General features: G+C 56.8%; 22 protein-coding genes. 15 read left to right on the top strand and 7 right to left on the bottom strand.

Annotation, left to right across the window (positions count from 1 at the left end):
- Positions 1–796: 796 nt before the first annotated feature.
- Positions 797–1,468, top strand: coding sequence for a GntR family transcriptional regulator (locus F0155_RS00690; RefSeq protein ID WP_150522550.1), 672 nt, complete (start codon positions 797–799; stop codon positions 1,466–1,468).
- Between the two features lie 56 nt (positions 1,469–1,524).
- On the opposite strand, the gene F0155_RS00685 is transcribed toward F0155_RS00690, so the two are convergent.
- On the bottom strand, positions 1,525–2,556 hold the full coding sequence (locus tag F0155_RS00685) for a LacI family DNA-binding transcriptional regulator (RefSeq protein WP_150522549.1): 1,032 nt from the start codon (positions 2,554–2,556) through the stop codon (positions 1,525–1,527).
- A gap of 244 nt (positions 2,557–2,800) precedes the next feature.
- Between F0155_RS00685 and F0155_RS00680 the strand changes: the two genes are divergently transcribed.
- From F0155_RS00680 to F0155_RS00665, 4 genes are all read left to right on the top strand, one after another.
- Positions 2,801–4,171: an ABC transporter substrate-binding protein gene (locus F0155_RS00680; protein WP_150522548.1), complete on the top strand. Its 1,371-nt coding sequence runs from the start codon at positions 2,801–2,803 to the stop codon at positions 4,169–4,171.
- 106 nt (positions 4,172–4,277) lie between these two features.
- A complete protein-coding gene (locus F0155_RS00675) occupies positions 4,278–5,555 on the top strand; it encodes a carbohydrate ABC transporter permease (protein ID WP_150522547.1) in 1,278 nt (425 codons plus the stop codon).
- Positions 5,555–6,703, top strand: a complete 1,149-nt coding sequence (locus F0155_RS00670; RefSeq protein WP_150522546.1) for a carbohydrate ABC transporter permease — start codon at positions 5,555–5,557, stop codon at positions 6,701–6,703. The genes F0155_RS00675 and F0155_RS00670 overlap by 1 nt, the downstream gene beginning before the upstream one ends.
- 33 nt (positions 6,704–6,736) lie before the next feature.
- Positions 6,737–7,828 carry an ABC transporter ATP-binding protein gene (locus F0155_RS00665; protein ID WP_150522545.1) on the top strand — a complete coding sequence of 364 codons (1,092 nt, stop codon included), beginning with the start codon at positions 6,737–6,739 and terminating at the stop codon, positions 7,826–7,828.
- Between the two features lie 72 nt (positions 7,829–7,900).
- Here F0155_RS00665 and F0155_RS00660 read toward each other — a convergent pair whose 3' ends face one another.
- Together F0155_RS00660 and F0155_RS00655 are read right to left on the bottom strand one after the other, a co-directional pair.
- Positions 7,901–9,526, bottom strand: a complete 1,626-nt coding sequence (locus F0155_RS00660; protein ID WP_150522544.1) for a hypothetical protein — start codon at positions 9,524–9,526, stop codon at positions 7,901–7,903.
- A gap of 78 nt (positions 9,527–9,604) precedes the next feature.
- Positions 9,605–11,164, bottom strand: a complete 1,560-nt coding sequence (locus F0155_RS00655) for an alkaline phosphatase PhoX (protein ID WP_150522543.1) — start codon at positions 11,162–11,164, stop codon at positions 9,605–9,607.
- Positions 11,165–11,528: 364 nt separating this feature from the next.
- Here F0155_RS00655 and F0155_RS00650 point away from each other — a divergent pair, with 364 nt between their 5' ends.
- The 7 genes from F0155_RS00650 (at position 11,529) to F0155_RS00620 (ending at position 18,715) form a co-directional block, all read left to right on the top strand.
- On the top strand, positions 11,529–12,299 hold the full coding sequence (locus tag F0155_RS00650; RefSeq protein ID WP_150522542.1) for a DeoR/GlpR family DNA-binding transcription regulator: 771 nt from the start codon (positions 11,529–11,531) through the stop codon (positions 12,297–12,299).
- A gap of 408 nt (positions 12,300–12,707) precedes the next feature.
- Complete coding sequence (locus F0155_RS00645) at positions 12,708–14,444, top strand: ABC transporter substrate-binding protein (protein WP_150522541.1); 1,737 nt, start codon at positions 12,708–12,710, stop codon at positions 14,442–14,444.
- Between the two features lie 116 nt (positions 14,445–14,560).
- Complete coding sequence (locus tag F0155_RS00640; RefSeq protein WP_150522540.1) at positions 14,561–15,628, top strand: ABC transporter ATP-binding protein; 1,068 nt, start codon at positions 14,561–14,563, stop codon at positions 15,626–15,628.
- Positions 15,629–15,641: 13 nt separating this feature from the next.
- Positions 15,642–16,721: an ABC transporter ATP-binding protein gene (locus F0155_RS00635; RefSeq protein ID WP_150522539.1), complete on the top strand. Its 1,080-nt coding sequence runs from the start codon at positions 15,642–15,644 to the stop codon at positions 16,719–16,721.
- The gene (locus tag F0155_RS00630) at positions 16,718–17,581 is read left to right on the top strand and encodes a carbohydrate ABC transporter permease (RefSeq protein WP_150522538.1); all 864 of its coding nucleotides are present in this window, start codon (positions 16,718–16,720) and stop codon (positions 17,579–17,581) included. The genes F0155_RS00635 and F0155_RS00630 overlap by 4 nt, the downstream gene beginning before the upstream one ends.
- Positions 17,578–18,381 (top strand): carbohydrate ABC transporter permease, encoded by an 804-nt coding sequence (locus F0155_RS00625; RefSeq protein WP_192913725.1) that lies wholly within the window; start codon positions 17,578–17,580, stop codon positions 18,379–18,381. The genes F0155_RS00630 and F0155_RS00625 overlap by 4 nt, the downstream gene beginning before the upstream one ends.
- A gap of 10 nt (positions 18,382–18,391) precedes the next feature.
- Positions 18,392–18,715 carry a DUF2160 domain-containing protein gene (locus F0155_RS00620; RefSeq protein WP_150522536.1) on the top strand — a complete coding sequence of 108 codons (324 nt, stop codon included), beginning with the start codon at positions 18,392–18,394 and terminating at the stop codon, positions 18,713–18,715.
- 39 nt (positions 18,716–18,754) lie between these two features.
- On the opposite strand, the gene F0155_RS00615 is transcribed toward F0155_RS00620, so the two are convergent.
- Entirely contained in the window at positions 18,755–20,197 is a 1,443-nt protein-coding gene (locus F0155_RS00615; protein ID WP_150522535.1) for a mannitol dehydrogenase family protein, read from the bottom strand.
- A 25-nt stretch (positions 20,198–20,222) separates the two neighbouring features.
- Positions 20,223–21,629, bottom strand: coding sequence for a glucuronate isomerase (gene uxaC / locus F0155_RS00610; protein WP_150522534.1), 1,407 nt, complete (start codon positions 21,627–21,629; stop codon positions 20,223–20,225).
- Between the two features lie 110 nt (positions 21,630–21,739).
- On the opposite strand from uxaC, the gene F0155_RS00605 reads away from it, so the two are divergent.
- The 3 genes from F0155_RS00605 (at position 21,740) to F0155_RS00595 (ending at position 24,094) form a co-directional block, all read left to right on the top strand.
- Positions 21,740–22,450, top strand: a complete 711-nt coding sequence (locus F0155_RS00605; protein WP_150522533.1) for a GntR family transcriptional regulator — start codon at positions 21,740–21,742, stop codon at positions 22,448–22,450.
- The gene (locus F0155_RS00600) at positions 22,440–23,348 is read left to right on the top strand and encodes a sugar kinase (RefSeq protein ID WP_150522532.1); all 909 of its coding nucleotides are present in this window, start codon (positions 22,440–22,442) and stop codon (positions 23,346–23,348) included. Before F0155_RS00605 ends, F0155_RS00600 begins: the two co-directional genes overlap by 11 nt.
- A gap of 74 nt (positions 23,349–23,422) precedes the next feature.
- Entirely contained in the window at positions 23,423–24,094 is a 672-nt protein-coding gene (locus F0155_RS00595; protein WP_150522531.1) for a DsbA family oxidoreductase, read from the top strand.
- Between the two features lies 1 nt (position 24,095).
- Here F0155_RS00595 and F0155_RS00590 read toward each other — a convergent pair whose 3' ends face one another.
- Both F0155_RS00590 and F0155_RS00585 read right to left on the bottom strand, forming a co-directional pair.
- On the bottom strand, positions 24,096–26,003 hold the full coding sequence (locus F0155_RS00590) for a beta-galactosidase (RefSeq protein ID WP_150522530.1): 1,908 nt from the start codon (positions 26,001–26,003) through the stop codon (positions 24,096–24,098).
- The gene (locus tag F0155_RS00585; protein ID WP_150522529.1) at positions 26,000–26,857 is read right to left on the bottom strand and encodes an SMP-30/gluconolactonase/LRE family protein; all 858 of its coding nucleotides are present in this window, start codon (positions 26,855–26,857) and stop codon (positions 26,000–26,002) included. Before F0155_RS00585 ends, F0155_RS00590 begins: the two co-directional genes overlap by 4 nt.
- Positions 26,858–26,867: the final 10 nt, after the last annotated feature.

Here is a 26,867-nt window from a genome sequence, read left to right as displayed (position 1 = left end):
TTGCTGTAGGAGGCCACTTGATCGGCGAGGTGTGACGGCCCTCTGCTTCTCAAGGTGCTTTGTACCTGTTGTTGATAACCCGGCTTCGAAAGGCTCGCAGGAGCGGTGAAATTATCGGAGTCAGGCCGATAAATCGAACTAGATATAAAACGCAATGTATAGAAATAGTTTTGTATATTAACAATGCATACTTTAGTGAAATGTTAGTTGATTATGAATGTGTTAACTTGGTTAACTATTCATTTTTCGGTGTTTGAAAATTGCTTGAACCAACACACGTATTAATTTTGAAATACAGTAAGGGGGCCTGCCGGTTTCTTTTCCGCCGCTCCGATTTGTGGTTTGTATCATTTGAATAAGTAATTACAGCTATGACACTGAAAATTCGCTTGTGTTTCACGAGGCTTGGGCGAAATGGAAGGTCTGGCAGGATCATTCTTGGGGGCTGAACAGCCGGGTCAGGTTATCTAAACCATATGTAGTAAAACCCCAACCCAGGGGTCTATTTTGCTATTTTTGGTTATGCCATAGTCATGGTGGATCTGGCCAATCTTGTCCGCTGGAAACGAGTGTTTCAGCGGGCTGTGTGAAGAAGATGAGGAGCGGAGCCGCTCTTGTGGACCTTCACCGGGTTGTCTGCCAAGTCATTTAAATCACAAATAAGTTTTCGCCGCTTTTTGTAATGCGTTGGTGGTATCGGAGTTGGCTGTGCCTGTAAGTCGGGGGTAGAAACGACGTCAGGCAAGCGAGGGGAAAATGTGCCGAAAGGCACAACCGGGAAAGAAACGGCATTGAAATGCCTCAAAAACAAAAACTAAAACGTGTAGTCGATGCTTATGATCGGCTAAAGACAGATATTCTCACGAGTAAACTGTCCCCCGATTTTCAAGCGCCTGAGCCGGAAATCGCAGACATGCTTGGAATGAGCAGGACACCGGTTCGGGAGGCCTTGATCCGGCTTCAGTCCGAAGGGCTGGTGGATCTGGTGCCGCGACGTGGGGCTCGGGTAAAGAGCCTTGGGGTCGATGACATCGAGGAACTGCACGAGATACTCGCAAGTCTGGAGGCTGAAGTCTGTTTTCAGCTTGCTTCCAGGGGGATTACGCTTGCCGAAATCGAGGAGCTGAATTCGTTTCTGGCGCCGATCTCCGATGCGGAGTTGGCGAGGGACTTCGAAAGCTGGCTTGAGGCGGATAACCGACTGCGCATGAAGCTTTTTCAGATGCGGGGCAACGGCAGGTTGGAGCACGTTGCGCAAACCCTTATCGATCAACTTCATCGCGGGAGAATGACGTTGCTGACGTTCGCCAGGGAGCCTGATTGCTCCGTGTCTGAAATGGAGACGGTTCTGGCTGCGGTTTACTCCGGTGATGCCCAGCGGGCGGCAAAGCTGGCTGCGGGATATCGCCATTCAGCGCGCAAAGTGCTTGTTGAGCGGTTCCGGCAGGCAAAACTCCTCAGCGTTTGACGGTCGGTAAGACCTTGGGCGAGGTTCCATGCTGAGGGCGTCAGGTGTGGGATGGTTCAACCCTGAGGGGCCGGGCCTGTCGAGCGGCCCAGAATCAGATCCGCTTCCATCAGATGCGTGACCCGGTGATCCGGGTCACCCTGATCAATCAGGTCCTTGATGAGCAATTGTGCTGCGCGTTGTCCAGCCTCGCCGACTGACGAGCGAATACAGGTAAAGTGAGGATACTCCCCGCTGTTCGGCAGGAAGGATATGACGTCGTCATGCGTGACGATCGAGATGTCCTTGCCAACTTCCAGCCCATGGGATGTTGCTGCAGACTCGGCGCCGATCGCCAGAGTGATCGAGGACGTCAGAAACGCGGTTGGCGGGTTTGAGCTGCGCAAGAGATTTATCGCGAACTGGGTTCCCAGCGGTTCCGTCATTTCGCTGCTGTGCATCAGGTCGGGATCGACGGGGCAGCCCGCGTTTTGAAGGGCGTTGACGTATCCTTCGCGGCGGCGGATCGCAAAGTCCATTTCCTCGTTGCCGTTCAGGAACCCGATCCGCCGATGGCCAAGATCCAGAAGAAAACGGGTCGCGCGTTCAAAGGCCTGCCGATTGTTGATGTCTACCCACGAGGTTTCATCCTCGGCGCCGGTAATGCGGCCGTGCATGAGGAAGGGGATGCCAAGTTTCTTCAGGAGCTTGTGCCGCTGCTCGTCCTTGCGCGGAGCGTGGACAATGATGCCGTCCACTTTTTTTCGCGCTGCGATCTCCTGATAGATGGCTTCCTCGTTGTCGTTGGGGACAACGCTGATCATCATGTCATAGCCGTATTTTGCGTAGACAAGACCGGCGCCTGCGATAAACTCCATGAAGATCGGATTGAGCATTTCGTTCGGTGAACGCGGCAGCACATGCCCAATGGCCATTGTCTTTCCGGTGGCCAGTCGGCGGGCTTGCTGATTGGGGGCATACCCCAGTTCCCGGGCCATCTCGATGACGCGTTGCCGTGTTTTGGCGCTCACTTCCGGATAACCGTTCAGGGCTCTGCTGACGGTGGTCTGGGAAAGGTTAAGTCGCTTTGAAAGCTGCTTCAGATTCACCCCGTTCTCCCTGCATCTTCAAAACGCTTTGAAAGCTCCGTTTGCGGGGTGAGGAACCGCGCCAGCGCAGAATAAAGCTATATAGTTCAGTTTGACAAGGCTGCTGCATAACTTCCACTTGACGTAACGATCCAAAGCGGTTTGAATAATGCATCGACGGGAGGTGCTCATCCTTGCGAGGGCTTTGACTTGAAGCCTTGTGCCGGGGTGTGCAACAGTCTCCGTACAATCTGGGAGGATTGACATGAAGAACCTTCAATTGAGTGGTGTTGCAGGCCTTGCGCTTGCGGTTGTGATGGGCGGAATGGTCTCCGTTTCAGCGGCTGAACTGAAGTTCAAGCCTGGTGAGGGCAACTTCAGCTGGGACAGCTATCAGGAGTGGGCAGCCAAGGCTCCCGACCTCAAGGGGCAGGCCGTAACAATTGCAGGTCCATGGCTGCAGCCGGAAGACGGTTTCTTCCGGAGTGCGCTTGCCTACTTTACCGAAGCTACCGGCGCTGAAGTCATTTACACCGGCTCCGATTCCTTCGAACAGCAGATCGTGATTGATGCCGAGGCAGGTGCTGCCCCGAATATTGCGGTATTCCCGCAGCCGGGCCTTGCAGCAGACATGGCCGCACGTGGTCTCCTGACTCCGCTGCCGTCCGATCTGGGGCCGTGGGTTGCTGAAAATTACGGTGCCGGCCAGAGCTGGGTTGATCTGGGAACCTATGCCGACAAGGCCGGTCAGGATCAGCTTTACGGCTTCTTCTACAATGTGAACGTCAAGAGCCTCGTCTGGTACTCGCCGGAAAACTTCGAGGACGCAGGGTATGAAGTCCCGACTTCCATGGAAGACCTGAAGGCGCTGACGGAAAAGATCGTCGCCGACGGGGGTACCCCCTGGTGTATCGGTCTGGGGTCGGGTGCTGCAACCGGTTGGCCGGCAACGGACTGGGTTGAAGACCTGATGCTGCGCACGCAGCCTGCTGATGTCTACGACCAGTGGGTTACCAACGAGATGAAGTTCGACGATCCGCGCGTTGTTGCCGCGATCGAAGAGTTCGGCTGGTTTGCCCGTGACGATGCCAAGGTTGCAGGCGGTGCAAGCGCAGTTGCCTCGACTGACTTCCGTGACAGCCCGAAGGGTCTCTTCTCGTCCCCGCCTCAGTGCTACATGCACCGTCAGGCTTCCTTCGTTCCGGCATTCTTCCCGGAAGGTGTCGAGTTCGGCGCTGATGTGGACTTCTTCTACTTCCCGTCTTACGCGGGCAAGGATCTGGGCAACCCTGTCCTTGGCGGCGGTACGCTGATGGCGATTACCAAAGCATCTGACGCGACCAATGAGCTGATGGAATTCTTCACTCTGCCGATCGCGCATGAAGTCATGATGGCCCAGACCGGGTTCCTGACGCCGCACAAGAGCGTTAACCTGGACGCTTACATGAACGACACGCTTCGCGGTCAGGGCGAAATCCTGGTCAACGCCACGACGTTCCGCTTCGACGGGTCCGACCTGATGCCGGGCGGTGTTGGTGCCGGCACGTTCTGGACCGGCATGGTCGACTATACCGGCGGTAAGGATGCAGCAGCTGTTGCAGCTGAAATCCAGAAGAGCTGGGACGCTCTGAAGTAAGAAGTTTGGGACCGGTCCTTGTCTGAAAGGGCCGGTCTCTTCCTGCTTCCAGACAAACTTTTTCCTTGAATCCCAATTCCTGAATTTCTGCGGGAGCCCGCGGCTGATGCCGCTTGGCCATAATCATACGGGAGGACAGGCCGTGTTCGCGGACAATCCGGCACTTATGGGGCTATTCACCATCGTCATCGGCGTTGGAGCCTGCCTTGCATACTTCTATTTTTCGAACGTCATACTCGACACGGTGATTTTCCCTGCAAAGGGGAAGGATGCCGGCAAAAACATAAACCGCGCGAACATGGTTCGCCCCTGGCTGTTTCTGTTTCCTGCGCTGTTCGCCCTGACGCTCTATCTGGCCTACCCGGTCTTCGAGACCTTGCGGCTTTCGCTTACCGACCGCTCGCAAGATGGGGCCTTTGTCGGGCTGGCCAATTACCGCCAGATGCTGAGCGAGGACAAGTTTTGGGAAGCGGTGCGCAACAACCTGCTTTGGCTGGTGATCGTTCCTGCCGCATCCACGGCTTTCGGTCTGCTGGTAGCGCAGCTGACGGACCGCATTCGCTGGGGCAACTTTGCCAAGTCGCTGATCTTCATGCCGATGGCCATCTCCTTTGTTGGTGCCTCGGTCATCTTCAAGCTGATCTACGACACGCGTCCGGTAGAGCAGAGCCAGATCGGCGTCTTGAATGCTATATGGCTGCACTTTGACGGTGGAGCAGGCTCTCTCTTCTTCCTGAAGGTGTTGCCGACACTGTTGCTCGTCGCCTTCGCGGCAGCCGTCGCCTATGTGGTTTGGGGTAGTGTTCAGGCCATTACGGCTCAGCGACGCGACAAGTCTCCGGCCACCATGGCTTTGCGCCTTGTCGTCATTGTTGGTGGTCTGTGGCTTGTCTGGACATCGATCAGTGGCCTGATTGGCGTATGGGGAAGCGCGCTTCCCTACGGCGAACCGCAAACCTGGCTGACCCTGCCGTTCTGGAACAACTTCTTCCTTATGGTGGTGCTGATCTGGATCCAGACCGGATTTGCGATGGTCATCTTGTCTGCGGCACTCAGGGGCATTCCCGAGGAAACCGTGGAAGCGGCAATCATTGACGGAGCGAACCCGTTCCAGATCTTCTTCAAGATCAAGGTTCCTCAGATCATGGGGACCATCGTCGTGGTCTGGACAACGATTACCCTGACAGTTCTGAAGGTCTTCGACATCGTTTTTGCGATGACCAACGGCCAGTGGGAAACGCAGGTTCTCGCCAACTACATGTACGACAAGCTCTTCCGGGCAAATGACTGGGGCGTTGGCTCTGCCAGCGCAATCATCATCATGATCATGGTCACGCCCATTCTTGTCTGGAACGTCTACAATGCCCGCAAGGAGATGCGCTGATGGATCGGATTGCAGGACACAAGTCCGGCCTGACCTGGGCCGTTCATCTCTCCGTCGTGATCCTCGTGGTCATGTGGCTCTTTCCGACTGTCGGCCTCTTCGTGTCGTCATTCCGGACCGCGGACCAGATTTCCTCTTCCGGGTGGTGGGCATCGCTCTTCACCGCCGAGCAGAATGAAGTCTTCAGAACGCTTGATCCCGATGATCACAAGGTCGCAGATGGGGACGTGTTTGTCGTCAAGGGCAGCATCTTTGATGGCGCGCCGCGCCCGATCAGTGCCTGGGGTGTTTCGTCCAAGGATGTTTCGGCCTACACGCCGGGCGACGCAGCCGACATGGGCGGCGGTGAAAGCTTGTTGCTTCAGCCGGATGGGTCCTACGAGTGGCGAGGTCCGGCAAACAAGCTGAAGGGACGCGGACAGCGTATCTTTGTCACGGCTGAAGTCCCACCCGACTTCACGATGGGCAATTATGAAACCATCCTGTTCTCCGGCAGTGGGCAGGACAACATGGCCCGCGCGTTTTTCAACACGCTCACGGTCACGGTTCCGGCAACCATCATTCCGATCGTGATTGCAGCCTTCGCCGCCTATGCGCTGGCCTGGATGGAGTTTCCCGGCCGCCCGCTGCTCATTGCCTTTGTGGTGGCGCTTCTGGTGGTTCCGCTTCAGCTGGCCCTCATTCCGCTGCTGCGGCTGCATCTGGGGATCGGGATCGGCAAGGGATATCTCGGGGTCTGGCTGGCGCATACGGCCTTCGGCATGCCGCTCGCCGTTTATCTCCTGCGAAACTACATGGTTGGCCTGCCGCGCGACATCATCGAAAATGCAAAGGTCGATGGAGCCACGGACTTCCAGATCTTCACCAAGATCATCCTGCCACTGAGTTTCCCGGCTCTGGCGTCCTTCGCGATCTTCCAGTTCCTGTGGACATGGAACGACCTGCTTGTTGCCAAGGTCTTCCTGATCGACGCGACCGGATCGACCACCGTCATGACGAACCAGATTGTCGAACTTCTGGGTACACGCGGCGGAAACTGGGAGATTCTTGCAACGGCGGCCTTTGTGTCCATTGCCTTGCCGCTGGTGGTCTTCTTTGCCCTTCAACGCTACCTGGTGCGCGGTCTTCTGGCCGGATCAGTGAAGTAACATGAACACGCTTTTTTTAAGGGAGCAGCCGGTATGACCTCTTTGTCCTTGAAAGACGTCAGCAAGTCCTACGGCGCCGTAGAAGTTCTTCGCGATATTAATCTTGAAATCCAGGAAGGCGAACTGATTGTCTTCGTTGGCCCGTCGGGCTGTGGCAAATCCACCTTGTTGCGGATGATTGCAGGCCTTGAGTCCATCACCGGCGGAACGCTGGATATTGATGGTGTTCAGGTCAATGACGTTCCGCCAGCACAGCGTGGCATTGCCATGGTGTTTCAGTCCTATGCGCTGTACCCGCATATGACTGTCTATGACAACATGGCGTTTGCCCTTCGCCTCGCCGGCAAGACCAGTAACGAGATCGATAGTGCCGTGAAGTCTGCAGCCAAGACCCTGCAGCTGGATCATCTGCTGGATCGCCTGCCAAAGGCCTTGTCCGGGGGGCAACGCCAGCGCGTCGCGATCGGTCGTTCGATCGTTCGGGACCCGAAGGTTTTCCTGTTTGACGAGCCTTTGTCGAACCTTGATGCAGCGCTGCGTGTTGCCACACGTATCGAAATTGCGCAGCTGAAGGAAAGCATGCCGCAAAGCACCATGATCTACGTGACGCATGATCAGGTGGAAGCCATGACACTGGCCAGCCGGATTGTCGTGCTTCATGGAGGCAATATCGAACAAGTCGGAGCGCCTCTGGAGCTCTACGAGCGTCCCGCAAATACATTTGTTGCCCAGTTCATCGGGTCACCGGCCATGAACATGGTCGATGCGACTGTGACGGCCACGGGTGCCGAAACGTCGCTGCGGATGGATGACGGCGGTCATGCAACGGTTCCCATTGCTTCTCTTGAGAGCGATATGGGCAAGAAGGTGAAGCTCGGGGTTCGACCGGAAGATCTGTCCATCACAGAGACCGATGACTTCCTAGTGGCGGCAAAGCTGGCAATCGTCGAGGCGCTTGGCGAAACCACAGTTCTCTACTTCGACCCGCGGGAGGGGGCGGATGCGTTCATCGCAAAGCTTCCGGGCATCCACAAAGTCGCCAAGGGTACGGAACTGAAGCTGACTGCTCCAGCTGAGAAGCTTCACTTGTTCGATGAAAGCGGCAAGTCTTTCCTCTACCGGTGATCTTCTCATATGCAATGAAGAGCCCGACAGGAGACCTCCTGCCGGGCTCTTTGATTTCCAGGCGCCAAATGGTTATTGCGCGCTTGTCCAGTCCAGCCGGATGTCGTGTTTGAAACGCAGCTCTCTCGGCAAGGTCGGAGCTGTTGCCCCATCAATCTCGGCATGGACGTTCTTGGGCGGTGAAATCGTGGCATCGCGGCCATAAATGAAGGTTTGCTCCTTCACGATTACCCGATAAGCCTTGTTCAATTTCAGTGCGCGCTGCCGGCTCGGAGTGATCAGTTCATAAACGCTCTTCCCGCGAACCGCGTCCTCGTTCACGCTGCCGTCTTCGTTGAACCAGCGTGCCAGCATTTCCGTGTTCGAGCGGAATTCATCACCGCCTCCAGCGCGCTTCATGTAGGTGACAATTTCTCCGTCCGTTTGTCCCTTCGACGGTGCGTCCTTCTGGGCCCTGTAGTCCAGGTATCCCCAACCATCGACCCCGGTCAGCTTTCGCGGGAACGCCCAGGTCTGGTCGATGTTCGCGCCGGTTGTTGCGTGGCAGCCGCGGCAGAAGAACTGTTCCTCGTTTGTTTGAGGCCGCAGCGATCCGTCCGCCGCCTCGATGAAGCCCAGCAGGGTCCAGCCAAAACCGGTGTCCATACCCCGGTCTCCAAGGTCGACATAGCGCGGCAGGTTCTCGTCGATCTTCTCCTGCCGTTCATTTCGATATCTGGAGCGCAGTTCGGCAAGTGTCAGCTTGCGGGACTTGACCATATAGCGCAGTTCTTTCATCCGCCGGGCGACTTCGATGGTCTCACCCTCAATGCCGATATAGCGAACGGAGTGGAGGAATTCGGTACCTTCCGGATAGATCATTCGGGAAACCGGCATCTCGTATGCTGCGCCGAGATAGCTACTTCGGCGTTTCATTTTGGACGCGCTGGACAAGGTTCCATCGCCGTCGATATCGAGGCCAAGCGCAGTTTCGTCAATAGCGGGAAGGGTGACTTCGGTCAGGTCCTGAAAAGCCATTTCCAGAAGGGCGAGATTGGCGATGTAGACATCCCTTGAGATGATGCCGTCTGCAGTTTGCCTGAACGCAGGCGGCAGACGAATGAGAGCATCATCGGTCGAGCCATTGGTTGGCCAGAATGTGGAGGGCTGGGGTTTGTAGTTGAAGGCAACCCAACCCGACCCATCAAGCGCGTGACCGTTGTCGTCAAAGGCATCTGCGCCGTCTTGATAGTTGGCAAGGTCAGGGAGATAGCCTGACCAGTTCTTCTCAAGGAGATAGTCTTTCAGGGCAGAATAGTTGTCCTCATCGATGTACCGCAGGATGTCCTCATCGGATTGGGCGGCCACTTCGCTGGTCCTGTCGATGAACAGGTTTCGATGATGATTGGTAAGCCCGGCTTCGGAGAACTCGTAGGCCTGCTGCAGGGTGCCGTCCTGCATGAAATTCGGTCGTGCATCGTCCGTGTTGTTCTGGTGGCAGACGTAGCAGGGATTAAATTTGCCCTCGATCCGCGTATAGCATTGGGGGGGGACCGGTGCTTCGGGATTGTAGATCCTGCCCAAGGCATCCAATTCAATTGAGCTTGGTCGGTGCTCCATGATCTCTTTTGTTGTCATGGATCCAAGATCTGAAGCAACCGTTATCGCGCTTCCTGATGTCAAAAGGATCGCGGCAAGGATGAGGCTGACATGTCTCATGAATGAACCCGCAAATCTTGATTGAAAAATGGAAAGGGCGGTATCCCGCCCTTTCGCTGTATAAATCTCGTGTTCGGCTTAGCTGGCAGACGCCTTCAGGATCCAAAGGGCATTGTTTTCGTGATTGCCCGTGTCTTCGCCAATGATGACATCGCCGTTTTCCAGAACCAGAATGTTGTCCGGATTGGAAATACCGGATGTGGCGCAGGAGTTTGCAGCATCGTTCTTGTCGTAGGGGCCGCCGGCAATGGCAGGCACCATGGCGTGAACATTGTAGTTGCTGTCGAGCTTCATCCGGTAGACGACGCCACACTTGTTCTCGGTCAGCTGGATGTCACCCTTGTCATCGGCCATTGTCTTGGCGACTTCGGACATGGCCATGTACATGAAAGGTGCCGTGCCATTGGCTGCGCCTTTCAGGTTGATGTTCACGCCTTCCATCTTGCGGAATTCTGCCGTCGCGCCCTTGGCAGCTGCTGCCTTGCGGGTTTCAAGGAACGCAACGCGATTGTCTGCGGCTTCTCCGCGGGCCCATGCTGCAATTTCCTCGTCGGAAATATAGCTGGTTTCGCCCGCCTTGAAGTTGTCTTGGGAAATTCCGTCATAGTCGGACACCCAGCTGGCGATTTCGTCATTGGAACCGTGAGCCAGTTCGATCCAGGAAATCTGGAATCCAGTGGTTGCCGGATCCGCGCCGGGTTCGCCCATCTGGCTTGCCTTGGCAGCGTAAAGTGTGCCCGAGCTCAGGTCTCCGGCACGATCGGCAACGAATTTGAAGAAGACAACACCCGTGCCGTCATCGGACAGATAGGCTGTTTTCTGGTCTGGCATCACCACAGTATTTTCATGGCTGTAACGCCCCATGGCCTTGTGTTTGACAGGAGCTGCCCGGCCAGCCGGATCCTTGATTTCCACAATGAACCCGTAGTCATAGGGGTTTGGATAAGACCCCTTGTACTTGGCCAGATCCAGAACGTCGGAAATCTCCTTGTATTCCGGATTGTTCCAATCGGACGTGTTGTCGAAATAAAGTTCTTCCGAGGTCAACGGAGTGACCCAAGGGCTCACGGTGCCAAAGCAATTGATCCAGGTTCCGCCAACGCCGGAGAAGTCTACCATCGAGGATTTCCGGCTGTCTGTCGACCACTTGCCGTCGTCTGCACGGGTGAGCTTCACACGGGACATGCCGCCGGGAGTGTCTTCCCAGTTTGTGAAGAGATATCCTTCGTTTTCACCGGTTGGAATGAAGCCGTTGAAGTCGGGATCGTTCGATGTGCGGATCACACCGCCCTTACCAGCGATCACGCCGACGCTCTCAAAGTCACCTTCCTGAACGAGGATCTGGTATTCGCCGAGCGAGGTTTTGACGATGTGCTTGTCGTCGCCTGCGGGAACCGGGCTTTCTCCACCGTCGAAATTCGCATTCGACACCACGCCGATCGTTGCCTTCGCAAAGGCGGTCGGCAGGTCATCCGCCGGATGCTGAATGTTGAAGAACAGGTCACCGCCCTGCAGGTACAAGCCGGTGATTTCCGCGCCAAGCGGTACTGTGGCGACGCGCGTCAGACTGTCGGAGAGAGCAGCGGAAGAAAGACAGGTGGTTGCGGCCAAGGCAATCGAGATCGAGCGGAGTTTCATAATGGATGGCTCCCTGAGATGGCTGGATAGAAACGCGAAAAGCGTCTCCTGCAGTTGGGGTAGTACGAGATTGTTTCAGTGGTATGTCGGTCAATACTTTTTCCGGAACCTCGGCATTATAGCTTACTCAGCGTCATCTGGTCTGCAGTTTTCTCGATTTTTCTCTACAGGATTTTGGAGAGGGGACGGGATGGTCGGGAAATCGTCGTTTGCGCCAATCTGTGCCCTTACGGATAATACAAGTTGCGCTGGTTTTGTGGTTCATTTCCCGTCATATTATGTTCATATGAGCATTCAAGAATGTTCATATGAGCTAGATGAGGTGAAGGCCTCGACATGGCGACAGGCATATTCGTGAGGGGCAATGCTGGGTCAGGCAGATATTTCAAAGCGGCAAGCCGAAATTGCTGACCTGGTGCAAAGCGCGGGATTTGCATCCGTCGAAGAGCTTGCCGAGCGATTTGAGGTTACCACCCAGACCATCCGCCGGGATGTGAATGGCCTGTGCGAGCTCGGTATTCTTCGTCGGACCCATGGGGGCGTTGAGCCTCCGGCGCCAGCGAGCAATATCCATTACAGCACGCGCCAGATCCTCAATCTGAGCGAAAAGCGTGTGATATCGGCCTTGGTGGCGGAAGAGGTTTCCAATGGCCAATCTCTGGCCTTTTCGATCGGAACAACCCCGGAAATCGTCATGCAGGGCCTTATCGGTCACGACGGTCTGTCCGTGTTCACCAACAATCTGAATGTCGCCTTCACTGCAACGGCGAATCAAGGCTTTCAGGTGACGATCGCCGGGGGGCGGCTGCGCAGCGGCGACAGGGATGTTCTGGGCATGGGCACCCAGGATTTCTTCAGTCGATACAAGGTCGACATCGGTGTCTTCGGGGTCGCGGGTGTCGATGAGGACGGGACACTGCTGGATTTCCACGAGGATGAAGTTGCGGCTAGACAAGCCATTTTGGCCAATTGTCGCCGGTCTTATCTCGTTCTTGACCACACAAAATTCGGGCGTCCGGCTCATGTCCGGGGTGGCCATATCGCTGACGTGTCCGATGTGTTTTGCGATCGTCCTGTGCCGCGCCCGATTCAGGAAATACTCGCTTCTTCCGGTGCGCGCGTATTCCATCCATAGCGCAGAATTTCCCGCAGGCGTGTTTCGTTTCCTGCATTGGTTCGGTTTTCAATTTGGATAACATCCAGCGTTCAGAGTGCTCCAATTTTGAGAGCGCTTTGGGTGAAATTTTGGGTGTGTGCGACTTGGGTTCTGCACCCATGGATCTATCGTAAGTTTTTTAGTTGGCAAAATATATCTATCGGAAATTACTGATAGTTATTACATTTTTCGTGCTCTTTTCTCTGTCCTTTGAAACCGGGAGAAGCGCCAGAGCCTTCGCCTTATGACCCCGCAATATGGCGATCAAAATCCAAACCGCTGTGGAGTATGAGTTGGTGGTTTCAGTTTTTATTTTCTATTGACCTTCATTTTGTTTCGTCTGATATTCGTTTTGCTTGCGTAAACGCGGCATATCGGGAGGATATTATGAAGCACAGGTTTTTGGGCGCCGTCGCTGCGGCAGCGCTCCTGGCATCGTCCGGCGGCGCTTTTGCCGACATGGATGCAGCCAAGAAGTGGATTGACAGCGAGTTCCAGCCTTCGACCCTTTCCAAGGATGAGCAGCTTCAGGAGTTGGAGTGGTTCATCAAGGCTGCAGAACCGTTCAAGGGCATGGAGATCAACGTCCTGTCCGAAACCATCCCGACTCATGAATACGAGTCCAAGGTCCTGACCAAGGCCTTTGAAGAAATCACCGGGATCAAGGTAAACCACCAGCTTCTGGGTGAAGGCGAAGTCGTGCAGGCGGTTCAAACGCAGATGCAGACCAACCGGAACCTCTATGATGCATATGTGAACGATTCCGACCTGATCGGCACGCATTCGCGTTTGCAGCTTGCCGTGAACCTGTCCGACTTCATGGGCGGAGCCGGCAAGGACGTCACCAACCCGGCGCTGGATCTTGAAGACTTCATCGGCCGGTCCTTCACCACAGGCCCCGACGGCAATCTCTATCAGTTGCCTGACCAGCAGTTCGCCAACCTCTACTGGTTCCGCAAGGACTGGTTCGATCGTCCGGACCTGCAGGAACAGTTCAAGGCCAAGTACGGCTACGACCTCGGCGTTCCGGTCAACTGGTCGGCTTATGAGGATATCGCCGAGTTCTTCACCAATGATGTGAAGGAAATCGACGGTGTTCGCGTTTATGGCCACATGGACTACGGCAAGCGCGCTCCGGATCTGGGCTGGCGTATGACCGATGCCTGGCTTTCGATGGCCGGTGCAGGCTCCAAGGGGTTGCCGAACGGTCGCCCGATCGACGAATGGGGCATCCGGATGGAGGAAGGCTCCTGTAATCCGGCTGGCGCGTCCGTTACCCGTGGTGGTGCAACCAACGGTCCGGCTGCGGTCTATGCGATCCGCAAGTGGGACGAGTGGCTGCGTCAGTACGCGCCTCCGGGAGCTGCCGACTATGACTTCTACCAGTCCCTTCCGGCTCTGAGCCAGGGCAACGTTGCCCAGCAGATCTTCTGGTACACAGCCTTCACCGCATCGATGGTTGCTTCCAAGGCCGATGGCAACAACACGGTGGATGAAGAAGGCAAGCCGCTGTGGCGGATGGCTCCTTCTCCGAAGGGTCCGTATTGGGAAGAAGGTCAAAAGCTCGGCTATCAGGATGCCGGTTCCTGGACGATCCTGAAGTCCACTCCGGAAGACCGTGCCAAGGCTGCCTGGCTCTACGCGCAGTTCGTCGTCTCCAAGACGGTCGACGTGAAGAAGAGCCACGTGGGTCTGACATTCATCCGCGACAGCACCGTGCGTCACCAGAGCTTCACCGATCGTTCGGCTGATCTTGGTGGTCTTGTCGAGTTCTACCGCTCACCGGACCGGGTGATGTGGACACCGACTGGCGTCAACGTTCCGGATTATCCGAAGCTGGCCCAGCTGTGGTGGCAGCAGATCGGGGATGTGAACTCGGGTGCCTTCACCCCGCAGGAAGCGATGGATCGTCTGGCCTCCGAAATGGATCAGGTGATGTCACGCATGGAGCGGGCTGACAAGGCCAACAACACCTACGGTGGCTGTGGTCCGCGTCTCAACGAGCCGAAAGATGCAGCCGAATGGCTCGGCAAGGGCGGCGCCAAGGCCAAGCTCGAAAACGAGAAGCCGCAAGGTGTGACGGTCAAGTACGAAGACCTCGTCGCACGCTGGTCTTCCAACTAAGTCTATCCATTCACTCCCAGACCTTCCGGGGCGCGCTCGCGCGCTCCGGGAGAGACTTCATTCGCTCCTGGTATTACGCTGTCAGTGTGCCGGGACGCTCAATCTGCGGCTGCCGTATGACTCTTGAATTGATCAATGTTTCCAAAAGGGTAGGCGCTGATCAGCATATCTATCCGACGGATCTGAAACTGGAACCGGGCGGGATCAATATCCTTCTGGGAACCACCCTGTCGGGCAAGACGACCCTCATGCAGATGATGGCTGGACTCGACCCTCTCACAACCGGGTCCCTTCGGTTCAACGGGCAGGATGTGACGCGCACTCCGGTGCAAAAGCGCAACGTGTCCATGGTCTACCAGCAGTTCATCAACTATCCGAATTTCTCCGTCTTCGAGAACATTGCCTCCCCGCTTCGGGTTGCAGGCATTGGTGAAGACGAAATCAAGCGCCGCGTTGGCGAAATGGCGGAGCTGATGAAGCTGACGCCGATGCTCGACCGGCGTCCGTCGGAACTTTCTGGCGGACAGCAGCAACGGACCGCGATGGCGCGCGCGCTGGTCAAGGATGCGGACTTGGTCCTCCTGGACGAGCCGCTGGCCAATCTCGATTTCAAACTGCGTGAAGAGTTGCGCGACGAACTTCCGCGCCTCTTTGCTGATCGCAACTGTGTTGTGGTTTATGCGACGACCGAACCCGTTGAAGCCCTTCTCTTTGGTGGTCACACCGCAACGCTGCACGAAGGCAGGGTTACCCAATTCGGGCCGACTGGCGAGGTTTATCGCAAACCGCGTGACCTTGTCAGCGCAGAGGTGTTCTCAGAGCCGCCGATCAATCATGCGGACGTGATGAAGGCCGGGGATCAGATCCGGCTTTCGGACGGAACCAGCTGGACCGCGTCAGGAATTGCGGCTGGCCTGGGCGATGGCGCGTACAAGCTGGGTCTTCGCCCGCACCACGTCACGCCAAAACCGAGCGGACAACAGTCCGTTGAAGTGCAGGGCGAAGTTCTGGTCACAGAGCTGAGCGGATCGGAGAGCGTCATTCATTTCAAACTTGGCGGAAAGACCTGGGTCTCCCAGTCGCATGGCATTCACCCGGTTGAGGTCGGAGCGCGGGAAGTCCTTTATGCCGATGTCTCGGAGGCATTTTACTTCGATGCGTCCGGCACCCGGATCACGGGCTAGGGGAGAAGGCTAGATGGCAAAAATCACCCTCAAGGGCCTTCGGCATTCCTATATGCCCGACCCGGCAAAACCCTCCGATTATGCACTCCAGCAGCTGGATGTGGAGTGGGAAGACGGCGGCGCCTATGCGCTGCTTGGGCCGTCCGGTTGCGGCAAGACAACGCTGCTCAACATCATTTCCGGATTGCTGACGCCGAGCCACGGTCAGGTGCTGTTCGACGCTGATGACGTGACCGCTTTGCCGCCGGACCAGCGCCATATTGCGCAAGTGTTCCAGTTCCCGGTCGTCTACGACACGATGACAGTCTACGACAATCTCGCATTCCCGTTGCGCAATCGCGGTGTTCCCGAAGCTGACATCGACCCGCGCGTTCGCGAGATCGCCGAGATGATCGATCTGACGGACATGCTTGGCAAACGCGCCTCCGGTCTGACCGCCGATGGAAAGCAGAAGATATCGCTGGGTCGCGGATTGGTGCGCACCGATGTCAACGTCATCATGTTCGATGAACCGCTGACGGTGATCGATCCGCACCTGAAGTGGCAGCTGCGCTCCAAGCTGAAAGAGCTGCACCAGCGGGTCAAGACGACCATGATCTACGTTACCCACGATCAGACCGAGGCGCTGACATTCGCCGACAAGGTTGTTGTCATGAAAGACGGTCAGGTTGTTCAGATCGGAACGCCAGTGGAGCTGTTCGAGCGTCCACAACATACGTTTGTGGGTCACTTCATAGGCTCGCCGGGCATGAATGTGTTGCCTTGCGAGGTGAAGGGGGGCAAAGCCTTCTACGGGGATATCGAGGTGCCGAGCTGGAATGCGGCCGAGTGCCCCGATCAAGGCGGGCTGGAACTTGGTGTGCGGCCAGAATTTGTCAGCCTGTCCGAGAGTGGTATCCCCGTTGAAATCGCCAAGGTTGCCGATGCCGGTCGCTTCCAGATCGTTGATGCACGGCGTGCGGACAAGAGCATCAAGCTGCTGGTTCCCGAGGGAACCGACATTCCCGAAAAACACGCCCATCTGAGCTTCGCGGCAGATCACACACAGGTCTATCGCGAAGGCTGGCTGGTTCACGGAGGGCAAGGCGCATGAACAAGATCGAAAACCAGAAGGCCTGGTTCTTTGTCCTGCCCGTGCTGCTGCTGGTCGCTTTCAACGCCATCGTGCCGTTGATGACAGTGGTCAATTATTCGGTTCAGGAAACCTTTGGTGACAACACCTTTTTCTGGGCCGGAGTCATGTGGTTCGAGGATGTCCTGCACTCCGAGCGCTTTCATGCCGCGCTCGGTCGTCAGATGCTCTTCACTTTCTCCATCCTGGCGATCGAAATTCCGTTGGGCGTTGCTATTGCGCTGACCATGCCGCGCAAGGGGTTCTGGGTTCCGGTGTGCCTTGTGTTGATGGCTCTGCCATTGCTCATTCCCTACAATGTGGTGGGGGCAATGTGGAATATCTTCGCGCTGCCTGATATCGGGCTTCTCGGCAGGTCGTTGAACGCGCTCGGGTTCGACTATAATTTCACCCGGCAGCCGGGAGATGCGTGGTTCACGCTGATCCTGATGGATGTCTGGCACTGGACCTCACTGGTCGTGCTGCTTGCCTATGCGGGTCTGGTCTCCATTCCCGATGCCTATTATCAGGCGGCGAAGATCGATGGTGCGAAGCCGTTTGCGATCTTCCGCTACATCCAGCTGCCGAAGATGAAGCGCGTGCTGACCATTGCCGTGCTGCTGCGCTTCATGGACAGCTTCATGATCTACACCGAACCGTTCGTGCTGACTGGTGGCGGGCCGGGCAACTCCACGACGCTTCTCTCCATCGACCTCGTCAAGATTGCCCTTGGCCAGTTCGATCTCGGACCGGCGGCGGCCATGTCGCTGATCTACTTCCTGATCATCCTCTTGATGAGCTGGGTGTTCTACACCGTCATGATGCGCAACGAGGCCCAATGATGAAAAACGTGAACCGCTTCGTGCCGGCCCTCTACATCCTGTTTTTGCTGCTGCCGATCTATTGGCTGGTGAACATGTCGTTCAAGACCACCAACGAGATCCTGGGATCCTTCACCCTGTGGCCGCAGGAGTTCACCTTTGAAAACTACATCACGATCTTCACCGACCCGACCTGGTACATGGGATATGTGAACTCGCTCACCTATGTATCGATCAATACGGCTCTGTCGGTCGCAGTTGCGCTGCCTGCTGCCTATGCGTTCTCGCGTTACCGCTTTTTGGGTGACAAGCATCTGTTCTTCTGGCTGCTGACCAACCGTATGGCACCGCCAGCCGTTTTCGCCCTGCCATTCTTCCAGCTCTATTCGGCTGTCGGCCTGTTCGACACCTATTGGGCGGTTGCTCTGGCGCACACGCTGTTCAACATCCCGCTGGCCGTGTGGATTTTGGAAGGCTTCATGTCGGGCGTGCCGAAGGAGCTGGACGAGACAGCCTATGTGGATGGCTATTCCTTCCCGCGCTTCTTCATCAAGATCTTCATACCGACCATTGCTGCCGGGATTGGTGTTGCCGCGTTCTTCTGCTTCATGTTTTCGTGGGTGGAGTTGCTGTTGGCCAAAACCCTGACAGCGGTGGATGCCAAGCCGATTGCCGCGACAATGACCCGGACGGCAAGCACATCGGGCTATGAGCTGGGGCTTCTGGCCGCTGCCGGGACGCTGACCATCATTCCCGGGGCTTTCGTGATCTATTTCGTGCGCAACTACATCGCCCGGGGCTTTGCCCTTGGCCGGGTTTGAGGAGGGCGCCATGCCTGAAGCAGTTCTTTTCAGTGCGGAGTGGTGGACCGAACCCCTGGGTTCTTGGATGGCCTGGACACGGGCAACCGCTGCCTTCTTTCTCTTCGTGGTGACTGCGATCATGACCATGGGAGTTTGGGAGTATTTTTCTCCCGGTGGCGGTCCGCGTCACGGAATTCTGGGGCTGGATACCACACGGGGTGATCGCCTGTTCATATCGCTCCTTGGCAGCGCGTTCATTTTCCTCGCCTGGCTGGGGCTGATGGGAACCCCTCTTTGGGCGCCCTTGGGTATCGCAATCATCTACATGGTTGCCGTGTTCAGGTGGGTTTAGAGCACGGTGACAAAAAGGGCCGCGATTGCGGCCCTTTTTTCATGTGATACCTGCAAGGCTCGCCTGAACGCTGGTGTCAGTCATGCCGATATAGGCCCTTCCAACATCGTCCCGAATGGACACTGCCAACTCCGGTGGGAAGATTTCGGTCAGCTCCAGAAGGGCATCGACGCGTTCCATTCCATCATTTGAGCCCGAGACGACCTCCGCCAACCGCTCACCCATGGCATCGCGGACATCAATCGAATTGCCCTGCAAGTCTCTGCCCGAGACGTATTTCATCCACGCGGCAATCACGAGTGTCAGCCCCTTCGACCGGACGCCCTTGCGTTGATTGTCTGCGAGCGTCGCGAGGATGCGTTGCGGCAGTTTCTGGCTGCCGTCCATGGCGATCTGCCAGGTGCGGTGACGAATGGCCGGGTTTTGATATCGGGCTAGAAGCGCCGCCGCATAGGAACCAAGATCGACACCTTCCGGCGCAGAAAAAGAGGGGGCGATTTCGTTCGCCCATAGATGTTTCAGAAATCTCTCGAAGACGGGGTCGGAAGAGGCCGAGGAAACGGTTTCATGCCCCGCCAGATATCCGAGATAGGCGAGCGCAGAATGGGTGCCGTTGAGCATCCTCAGTTTCATGTTTTCAAAGGGGTGCACGTCGGAAACGAGCAAGGCACCAGCGTGCTCAAGCGCGGGGCGTCGGTCTGCTGCGTAGTCCGGCACGAAGTCGTCTTCAATGACCCATTGACGGAATGGTTCGTGGACGACTGGCGCTGCATCCAGCTCGCCCTGCGCAGCCGCGATGCGCTCGATATCCGCGGTTGTTGTCGCCGGGACGATCCGGTCAACCATCGTGGAGGGAAACCGCGCCCGCCTGGTTATCCAGTTTGCTAGCTCCGGGTCAATCCGGCGGGCGAGGTCCGTGACGATGCTGCGGACAACCCTGCCATTTGCGGGAAGGTTGTCGCAGCACAGAATAGTAAAGGGGGGGATGTTGGCTGCCTTGCGCCGCTTAAGCGCTCGAACCAGAAATCCGGGTGCTGTCACCGGCAAGGCATTTGCCAGATCGGCCTTGATGCCGGGATGCTCGAGGTTCAGTTTTCCGGTTGCAGGGTCATGGCAATAGCCTTTTTCAGTCACTGTCAGGCTGACAATGCGGATTGCCGGATCTGACATGGCCGCGAGGACTGCTTCCGGGTCTTCGGGGGCAACAAGAACATTCGAAACGGCGTGGAGAGTTCGAAGTCGTTCTCCCTCGGGCGTTAGCTCGGCAGCAGTGTAACAAAAGCCCTGTGGTGCAAGCGCATCCCGGATGGTCGGGCTTTGCAGACTGACGCCGACAATTCCCCAGTCACCGCCCGATGCCTTCATGGCATCCTCAATCTGGGGCACACCGAAGGCGCGGAAGAATGCGCCCAATCCCAGATGGACAATGCCAGCCTTTGGGGCGGGTGTTGTTCTTGTCAGGCGGGGAATGGTTGACGTCATGCTCGTTTGAATCCTTCCGCAGCGCTCAAAGCTTGTAGGCCTTCTTGGCAAGCCGGTAGCTCAGGTCCTGAATAACCTCGAAGGCGTCTTCCTCATCCAGTCGACCGGAGGTCACCAGTTCGGCCAGATAGGCACTATCCACGCGGCGGGCGACGTCATGGCGGGCGGGAATGGAGCAGAATGCGCGGGTGTCGTCGTTGAAGCCGACCGTGTTGTAGAAGCCAGCGGTTTCGGTTGTCATCTCGCGGTAGCGCCGCATGCCATCGGCGCTGTCGAAGAACCACCATGCCGGCCCGAGTTTCAGTGCCGGATAGGCGCCTGCAAGGGGAGCGAGTTCGCGGCCATAGACGGTTTCATCCAAAGTGAACAAAATGATGGTTAGATCGCGTTCATTGCCAACCGCTGACAAAAGCGGCTTCAACGCATCGACATAGTTCGTGGGTCCGGGAATATCGAACCCCTTGTCCCGTCCAAAGGCCTGATAGACCTTTTCATTGTGATTGCGATTGCTTCCGGCGTGGATCTGCATTGTCATGCCGTCATCGAGGCTCATGCGGGCCATTTCGGTCAGCATATGCCCCCGGAACGCGTCGGCTTCTTCTGCAGAGCATCCGCCTTTCAATGCCTTTTGATAGAGGCGAGCGGCGTCCTCACGCGACAGGTCCTGTGTGCGCGCGGTCAGGTGTCCGTGATCGGTCGCTGTCGCGCCAAAAGTCTGGAAATAGGCGCGGCGGTTTCGGTGGGCTCTCAGATAGCCGTCAAAGGAGAATGTATTCTCGCTGGCCAATTCCCCAAGCTTCTCGATATTCGCGGCGAAGTCCGGGGTTTCGGGGTCGATCACCGTATCGGGGCGATAGGTGGTGATCACCTGACCGGGCCAGCCGCTCTGCCTCAGCTCCTTGTGCCAGCGCAGATCGTCAAGGGCGCCTTCTGTGGTCGCAAGGCATTCGATGTTGAACCTCTCGAAGAGGGCTCGCGGCCTGTATTTGGGTTGCTCCAGCTTTGCAGCGATATGGTCATAGGAGGCATCCGCTGTTTCCCCATTGATCGGACCTTCCCAGCCAAAGACGTCTGAAAAGGCCTGATCCAGCCACATGCGCGACGGCGTGCCAAGAAACAGGTGGTAGTTCTCGGCAAACCGCCGCCAGATGGCGCGGCTGTCTGTTTCAACCGGTTTCCCGTCCACCCTCGGAATGCCCAGGTCTTCCAGCGGAATGCCCTGCGAATAGAGCATGCGAAACACATAGTGATCCGGAACGATGAAGAGCTGGGCGGGGTCTGGAAACGGCTCGTTCTCGGCAAACCAACGCGGATCCGTGTGCCCGTGCGGGCTGAGCAGGGGGAGGTCCTTGATCGAGGCATAGAGCTCGCGGGCCAGCCCTCGGCCTTTGTCATGAGCCGGAAATAGCCGGTCAGGGTCCAGTCGCGACATGGCATGTCCTCCCAACGCAACAGCCAAGGCTTGCAATCAAGCCTACTAGTATACTAATATTCCAGTTGCATGATCGGGTCAATTCAGAGTTACGCAAGGGAGCGATCGTGATGGAGGAATTACGCCGCATGGCCGACCTGCAAACGCCAGAACGACAGGCCATGTCCGACGTGGTGTTTGATGTGCTCTACCGCCAGATCCTGTCTTTGGACTTGCCACCGAACACCAAGATGTCCGAGGCGGAAGTCGCCAAGCTCATGGGTGTTTCCCGCCAGCCGGTGCGTGATGCATTTCACCGCCTGTCCCGTCTCGGCTTTCTGGATATCCGGCCTCAGCGGGCAACGGTCGTTTCTCCCATTTCCATTCAGGCCGTGGCGCAGGCGCGATTCATCCGCAAGGCATTGGAGATGGAAACCGTCCGCACGGCCTGCGAGCGTCTGGGCTCTGAGGAAATTGCCCTTCTGGAAGATATCGTGGAGCGGCAGCGGGATGCCGTTTCAAGAAGCAATGTCCTCGAATTCTATGAACTGGATGATGACTTTCACTGGGAAATCTGCCGGTTGGCCGGCCTTGAATTTGCTTGGGAGGTTATCCGGGAGAACAAGGCGCATATGGACCGGGTGCGGTGTCTTTCCCTGACCTTTGCCTCAGAGGAAGCGCTTGAAGACCATGTCTCCATTTTGACCGCAATCAAGCTCAAGCAGTCGGACAAGGCAGCGGAGGCCATGGGCCTGCATCTCAGCCGTATTCGCCTGCAACTTTCACGCATTCATGACGAACATAAAGATTATTTTTCGGGAGACCGGGACTTTGAACTCTAGATTTCTGGCACTTGGCGAAGCCATGGTGGAAATGGCTCCGACGCCGGATGGCACTTTCAAAATGGGATTTGCCGGGGATACGCTGAACACCGCCTGGTACGCTCGTAAGTGCTTGCCGGGAGACTGGAATGTGTCCTATTTCACCGCCGTTGGAACGGACAAGGTGTCCGACAGGTTGGTCGCTTTCCTCAAGCAGTCCGGTCTGGAAACCGATCGAATTGTGTGCCGGAGCGACAAGACTGTCGGGCTTTACATGATCCAGCTGGAAAATGGCGAACGGAGCTTTGCCTACTGGCGGTCCGACAGCGCAGCCAGAAAACTGGCTGAAGACAAGGCGCTGCTGGGAGCTGCGCTCGACGGAGTGAAGCTTGCCTATTTGAGCGGGATCACGCTGGCAATTCTCTCCGAAACCGATCGCAAGACCCTGCTTGAGGAACTCAGGAACGCGCGGTCGAGGGGCGTGAAGATTGCCTTTGATCCAAACCTGAGACCTCGTTTGTGGACTGATCAAAAGACCATGTGCGAGACGGTCATGAATTTCTCGGGCCTGTGCGATTTCCTGATGCCGTCCTTTGAGGATGAGGAAGCCTATTTCTACGATGCCACTCCACGCGCCAGCGTTGACCGTTATCTGTCTGCGGGGGCGAAAATGGTGGTTGTGAAAAACGGACCGGAGGATGTCGTGTGTGCGGGGCCAGACGGCATCCTCAGCTTCACCCCTGATCCGGCAAAGGATGTGGTTGATACCACAGCGGCTGGTGATAGCTTCAATGCTGCGTTTCTGGCGAGTTATCTGGTCGAGAACGATCTACCGAAGGCTGTTGCTGCCGGAGCGAAACTTGCTGCAAGGGTAATTGGTGCGCGCGGTGCGCTTGTCGATGTGCTTGATCGGGTTTAAGTCTTCCCAAGCTATTGTCCTGATCTTCTTTGCATGCTGAGGTCGGACCATTGGAGCGATGAAGGAAGCCGGGCATGAGCGACGCAAATACTGACGAAACCAATGATTATCTGGAGATCGACATCGTTTCGGATGTTGTCTGCCCATGGTGCGTCATTGGCTTCAAGCAGCTGGAGAAGGCGCTTCACCAGACCGGCATTCCTGCAGTCCTTAAATGGCATCCGTTCGAGCTCAATCCGCAAATGGGGGAAGACGGCGAGAACTTGCGCGAGCATCTCGCCGGAAAGTACGGAACCACACCGGAGCAATCGGTGAAGGCGCGGGAGAACCTGACAGCGCTTGGCGCGGACCTGGGGTTCACCTTCAACTATTCGGAAGACAGCCGGATGGTGAACACCTTCCGCGCCCATCAGTTGCTGCATTGGGCCGTGCCGCTTGGCAAGGAACACCCGCTCAAGATGGCCTTGTTCGAGGCCTATTTCGGACGAGGCGAAAATGTCAACGATCCGGATGTTCTGGTTTCGGTTGCCGAAAGCGTCGGCCTTGATCCGGTCGAAGCACGCGCTGTGCTGGAGGATGGCCGGTTCGCGGACAAGGTTCGCGAGGAACAGGCGTTCTGGACGTCAAACGGCATTCAAGGTGTGCCGGCCATTATCTTTGACCGTCGTCATTTGATCACCGGAGCGCAGGGCGTTGACAATTACGTCGCGATCCTGCGCCAGCTGGAAGGTGGGCTGGCGGGCTAATTCAGCCCGTCAGCGGTTGGCGGATCATGCCCGCAGCTTCGAGTGACCCTGCTTCCGTTTGAACTGCGTCTACAGAATAGTTGAACCAGAACCGCTCGGTTTGCGTGTCGCGAATGCGGACGCCTTCCGGCAGTGTTCTGGTTTCAAGGCCTTCCGCTGCCGTCAGTTCCCGATAGAGGCGCTCCAGTCCGGCTTCATCCAGCAGGGCCCCGACATAGACGATATTCTCCTGCCGAACGGCAACGGGCGCTTCGTTTTCCAGCTGAAGAATGATCTCGGCTGCCCCTTCCAGTTCTTCCCGATATCGGGTGACAGAGCCACCGCCTGCCAGTGGCAGGGGCATGTCGGGACGCAGGCTTTCCACCCTTGCAACGGCAAGGTCGAGACCGGGGAAATCCGGAGGCTGGGGAACAGGTATGTCGAAGTCCAGACCGCGTGCAGCGGATCGAGGACCCAGGACAATCGTTGCCTCAGCTTCGGCAAGTGCGCGTTTCAAGTCTTCAGGCACATGCATCATGCCGGGAAGAAGCACCAGCTTGCGGCCGGAAAAATCCCGCACTGAAGGCGGCAGGATGTCTATGGAAAGACCCAGTTTGCGAAGAGCCCGGTAGGTATCGAAAACGATCTGGAAGTAGCTGAGGTCTTTCCCGTGCGGTTGGACTGTCCATGCAAAATCCGCGTCGTAGTCGAAGATGAGCGCGACAGAAGCCTTGGGAGAGAAGCTGTCCGGGGCAGATTGAAGCTCATCCGTGATGAGCGCAATTTCAGCGAGAGCCGGGGCATCTGCATTGTCTGGGCGCAGCAGCCCTGCATGCATTTGTTCCTGTGCGAACGGGGCTTGCCGCCAGCGGAAATAGCACACGGCTTCTGCCCCGTGCGCGAAGGCCTCCCACGTCCACAGGCGCACCATGCCGGGCAGGGGCGCAGGATTGTAGGGCGCCCAGTTCACCGGACCGGGCTGCTGTTCCATCACCCACCAGCGACCCTTGCCGACGGCCCGGTAGAGGTCATGATGAAAAGCTTGAAAGTCCGGGTCTCCCTGACGGGCATAGGCGCGCTGATGGGCCTCATCTGCGCCGACACGATCTTCCAGAAAGCCCATGGGGTAGGAATCCCAGGTGGCGATGTCCAGATCGTCTGCGACCTTGAAGTGATCGAAATCGGTGATCCGTCCCATAAAATTGTGGCTGACCGGAGCATTGGAATGCTCCTTGATGATTTCCACCTGCCGCTCGTTGAATCTGGCGACCTGATCTGAAGTAAAACGGCGGAAGGCCAGTGAATGGGCAGGATTGGGCTCGGTCACGGTCAGGTTGGGGAGGTCGATCTCCTCAAAGGATGCATACTCCATCGACCAGAAGACATTGCCCCAGGCGTTGTTGAGAGCTTCGATGCTGCGATAACGATCCTTGAGCCAAACCCGGAAGGCATCTCGCGCGGCTGGCGAATAGGAGAGGGTGGTATCGTGGCAGCCATATTCATTGTCAGTCTGCCAGGCGGCAACATGCGGGTTTGATCCGTAACGTTCGGCCAGAAGCCGGACAATGCGGTCACATTCGAGTGCATAACCTTCATGCGAGAAGCAGTAATGGCGACGCGATCCGAATTTGCGTGGCTTGCCGTCAACATCAACGGCCAGCATATCCGGGTGTTTTGTGATCATCCATCGCGGAGGCGTCGCCGTTGGCGTGCCAAGCACGACCTTCAGTCCTGCGTTCCCAAGGATATTGATCGCCTGGTCCAGCCAGTCAAAGCGAAGGTCATCGGGGGCAGGTTCCAGCCGGGACCATGCGAACTCGCCAATTCGGACCCAGGTGAGACCTGCATTGGCCATACGCCGGGCGTCAGCCTCCCAGATTTCCTCGGGCCAATGCTCGGGATAATAACAAGTGCCGAGAGTGCGCTTCATGATTGGTCCTGAAGGATGACGCGATGTTCTGCCTGTCCGGTTGCGGCGGTAATCACGGAGAAGGTCTGTCCTTCCACATCCCCGTGCAGGCCGATGGCAGCGCTGGTCGCGTGAAGGGTCTTCAAGTCAGGACCGCCAAAGGCAGGGCAGGAAATCTGTTCTGCGGGGAAGGAAATAGCAGATTTGAAAGTGCCCTCCGGTGAATAGCAGGCGATCCGGTGCGCACCCCACTGGGCATTCCACAGGTTGCCGCCAGCGTCCACGACGGAACCGTCAGGATTCACGTTTTCAGAGGACAGGTCCACAAACACTGTCGGCTCGCCAACGGGCCATCCATCCGGGTCAAGCTGCACTGACTGGATGGTCTGCTTTGCCGTATCTGCAAAATAGGCCGTCTTTCCATCTGGCGAAAAGCAGATGGAATTGGTGATCGACAGATTGGAGACGAGCTGGCGCAGTTCACCGCGATAGTATCGGTAGATCGAGCCAAGGCCCTCTTCCGCGTTCTTGCCCATCGTTCCGATCCAGAAACCACCCTTCGGATCAGCGCGACCGTCATTTGAGCGCGTGCGGGTCTCATCTGCCTCCAGTGGACAGATCAGGTGTTCGGTGCCTGTGTCGAGGTTGAAGACGAAGAGGCGTGTTTCACTGGCGATCAATAGCCGGTTTTGATCAACCCACCCGGCCGCCGAGACATGTTCCTCAAATTGCCAGACTCTGGCTTCGCCGTTTTCCTGTGTGAGCAGCCTTTTGCCGAGAATGTCGAACCAGAAGAGCTGTTCGCGTTCGGGATGCCAGAGCGGCCCTTCACCAAGAAGGCAGGAACGGTCGTCGAATATTGTTACCTGGGTCATGATCGCGCCC

The sequence above is a fragment of the Roseibium sediminis genome, from assembly GCF_008711325.1.
Classification (GTDB): Bacteria; Pseudomonadota; Alphaproteobacteria; order Rhizobiales; family Stappiaceae; genus Roseibium; species Roseibium sediminis.
The sequence above is the reverse complement of the archived record's forward strand: the minus strand, read 5'-3'. Positions and strand labels throughout refer to the sequence as shown.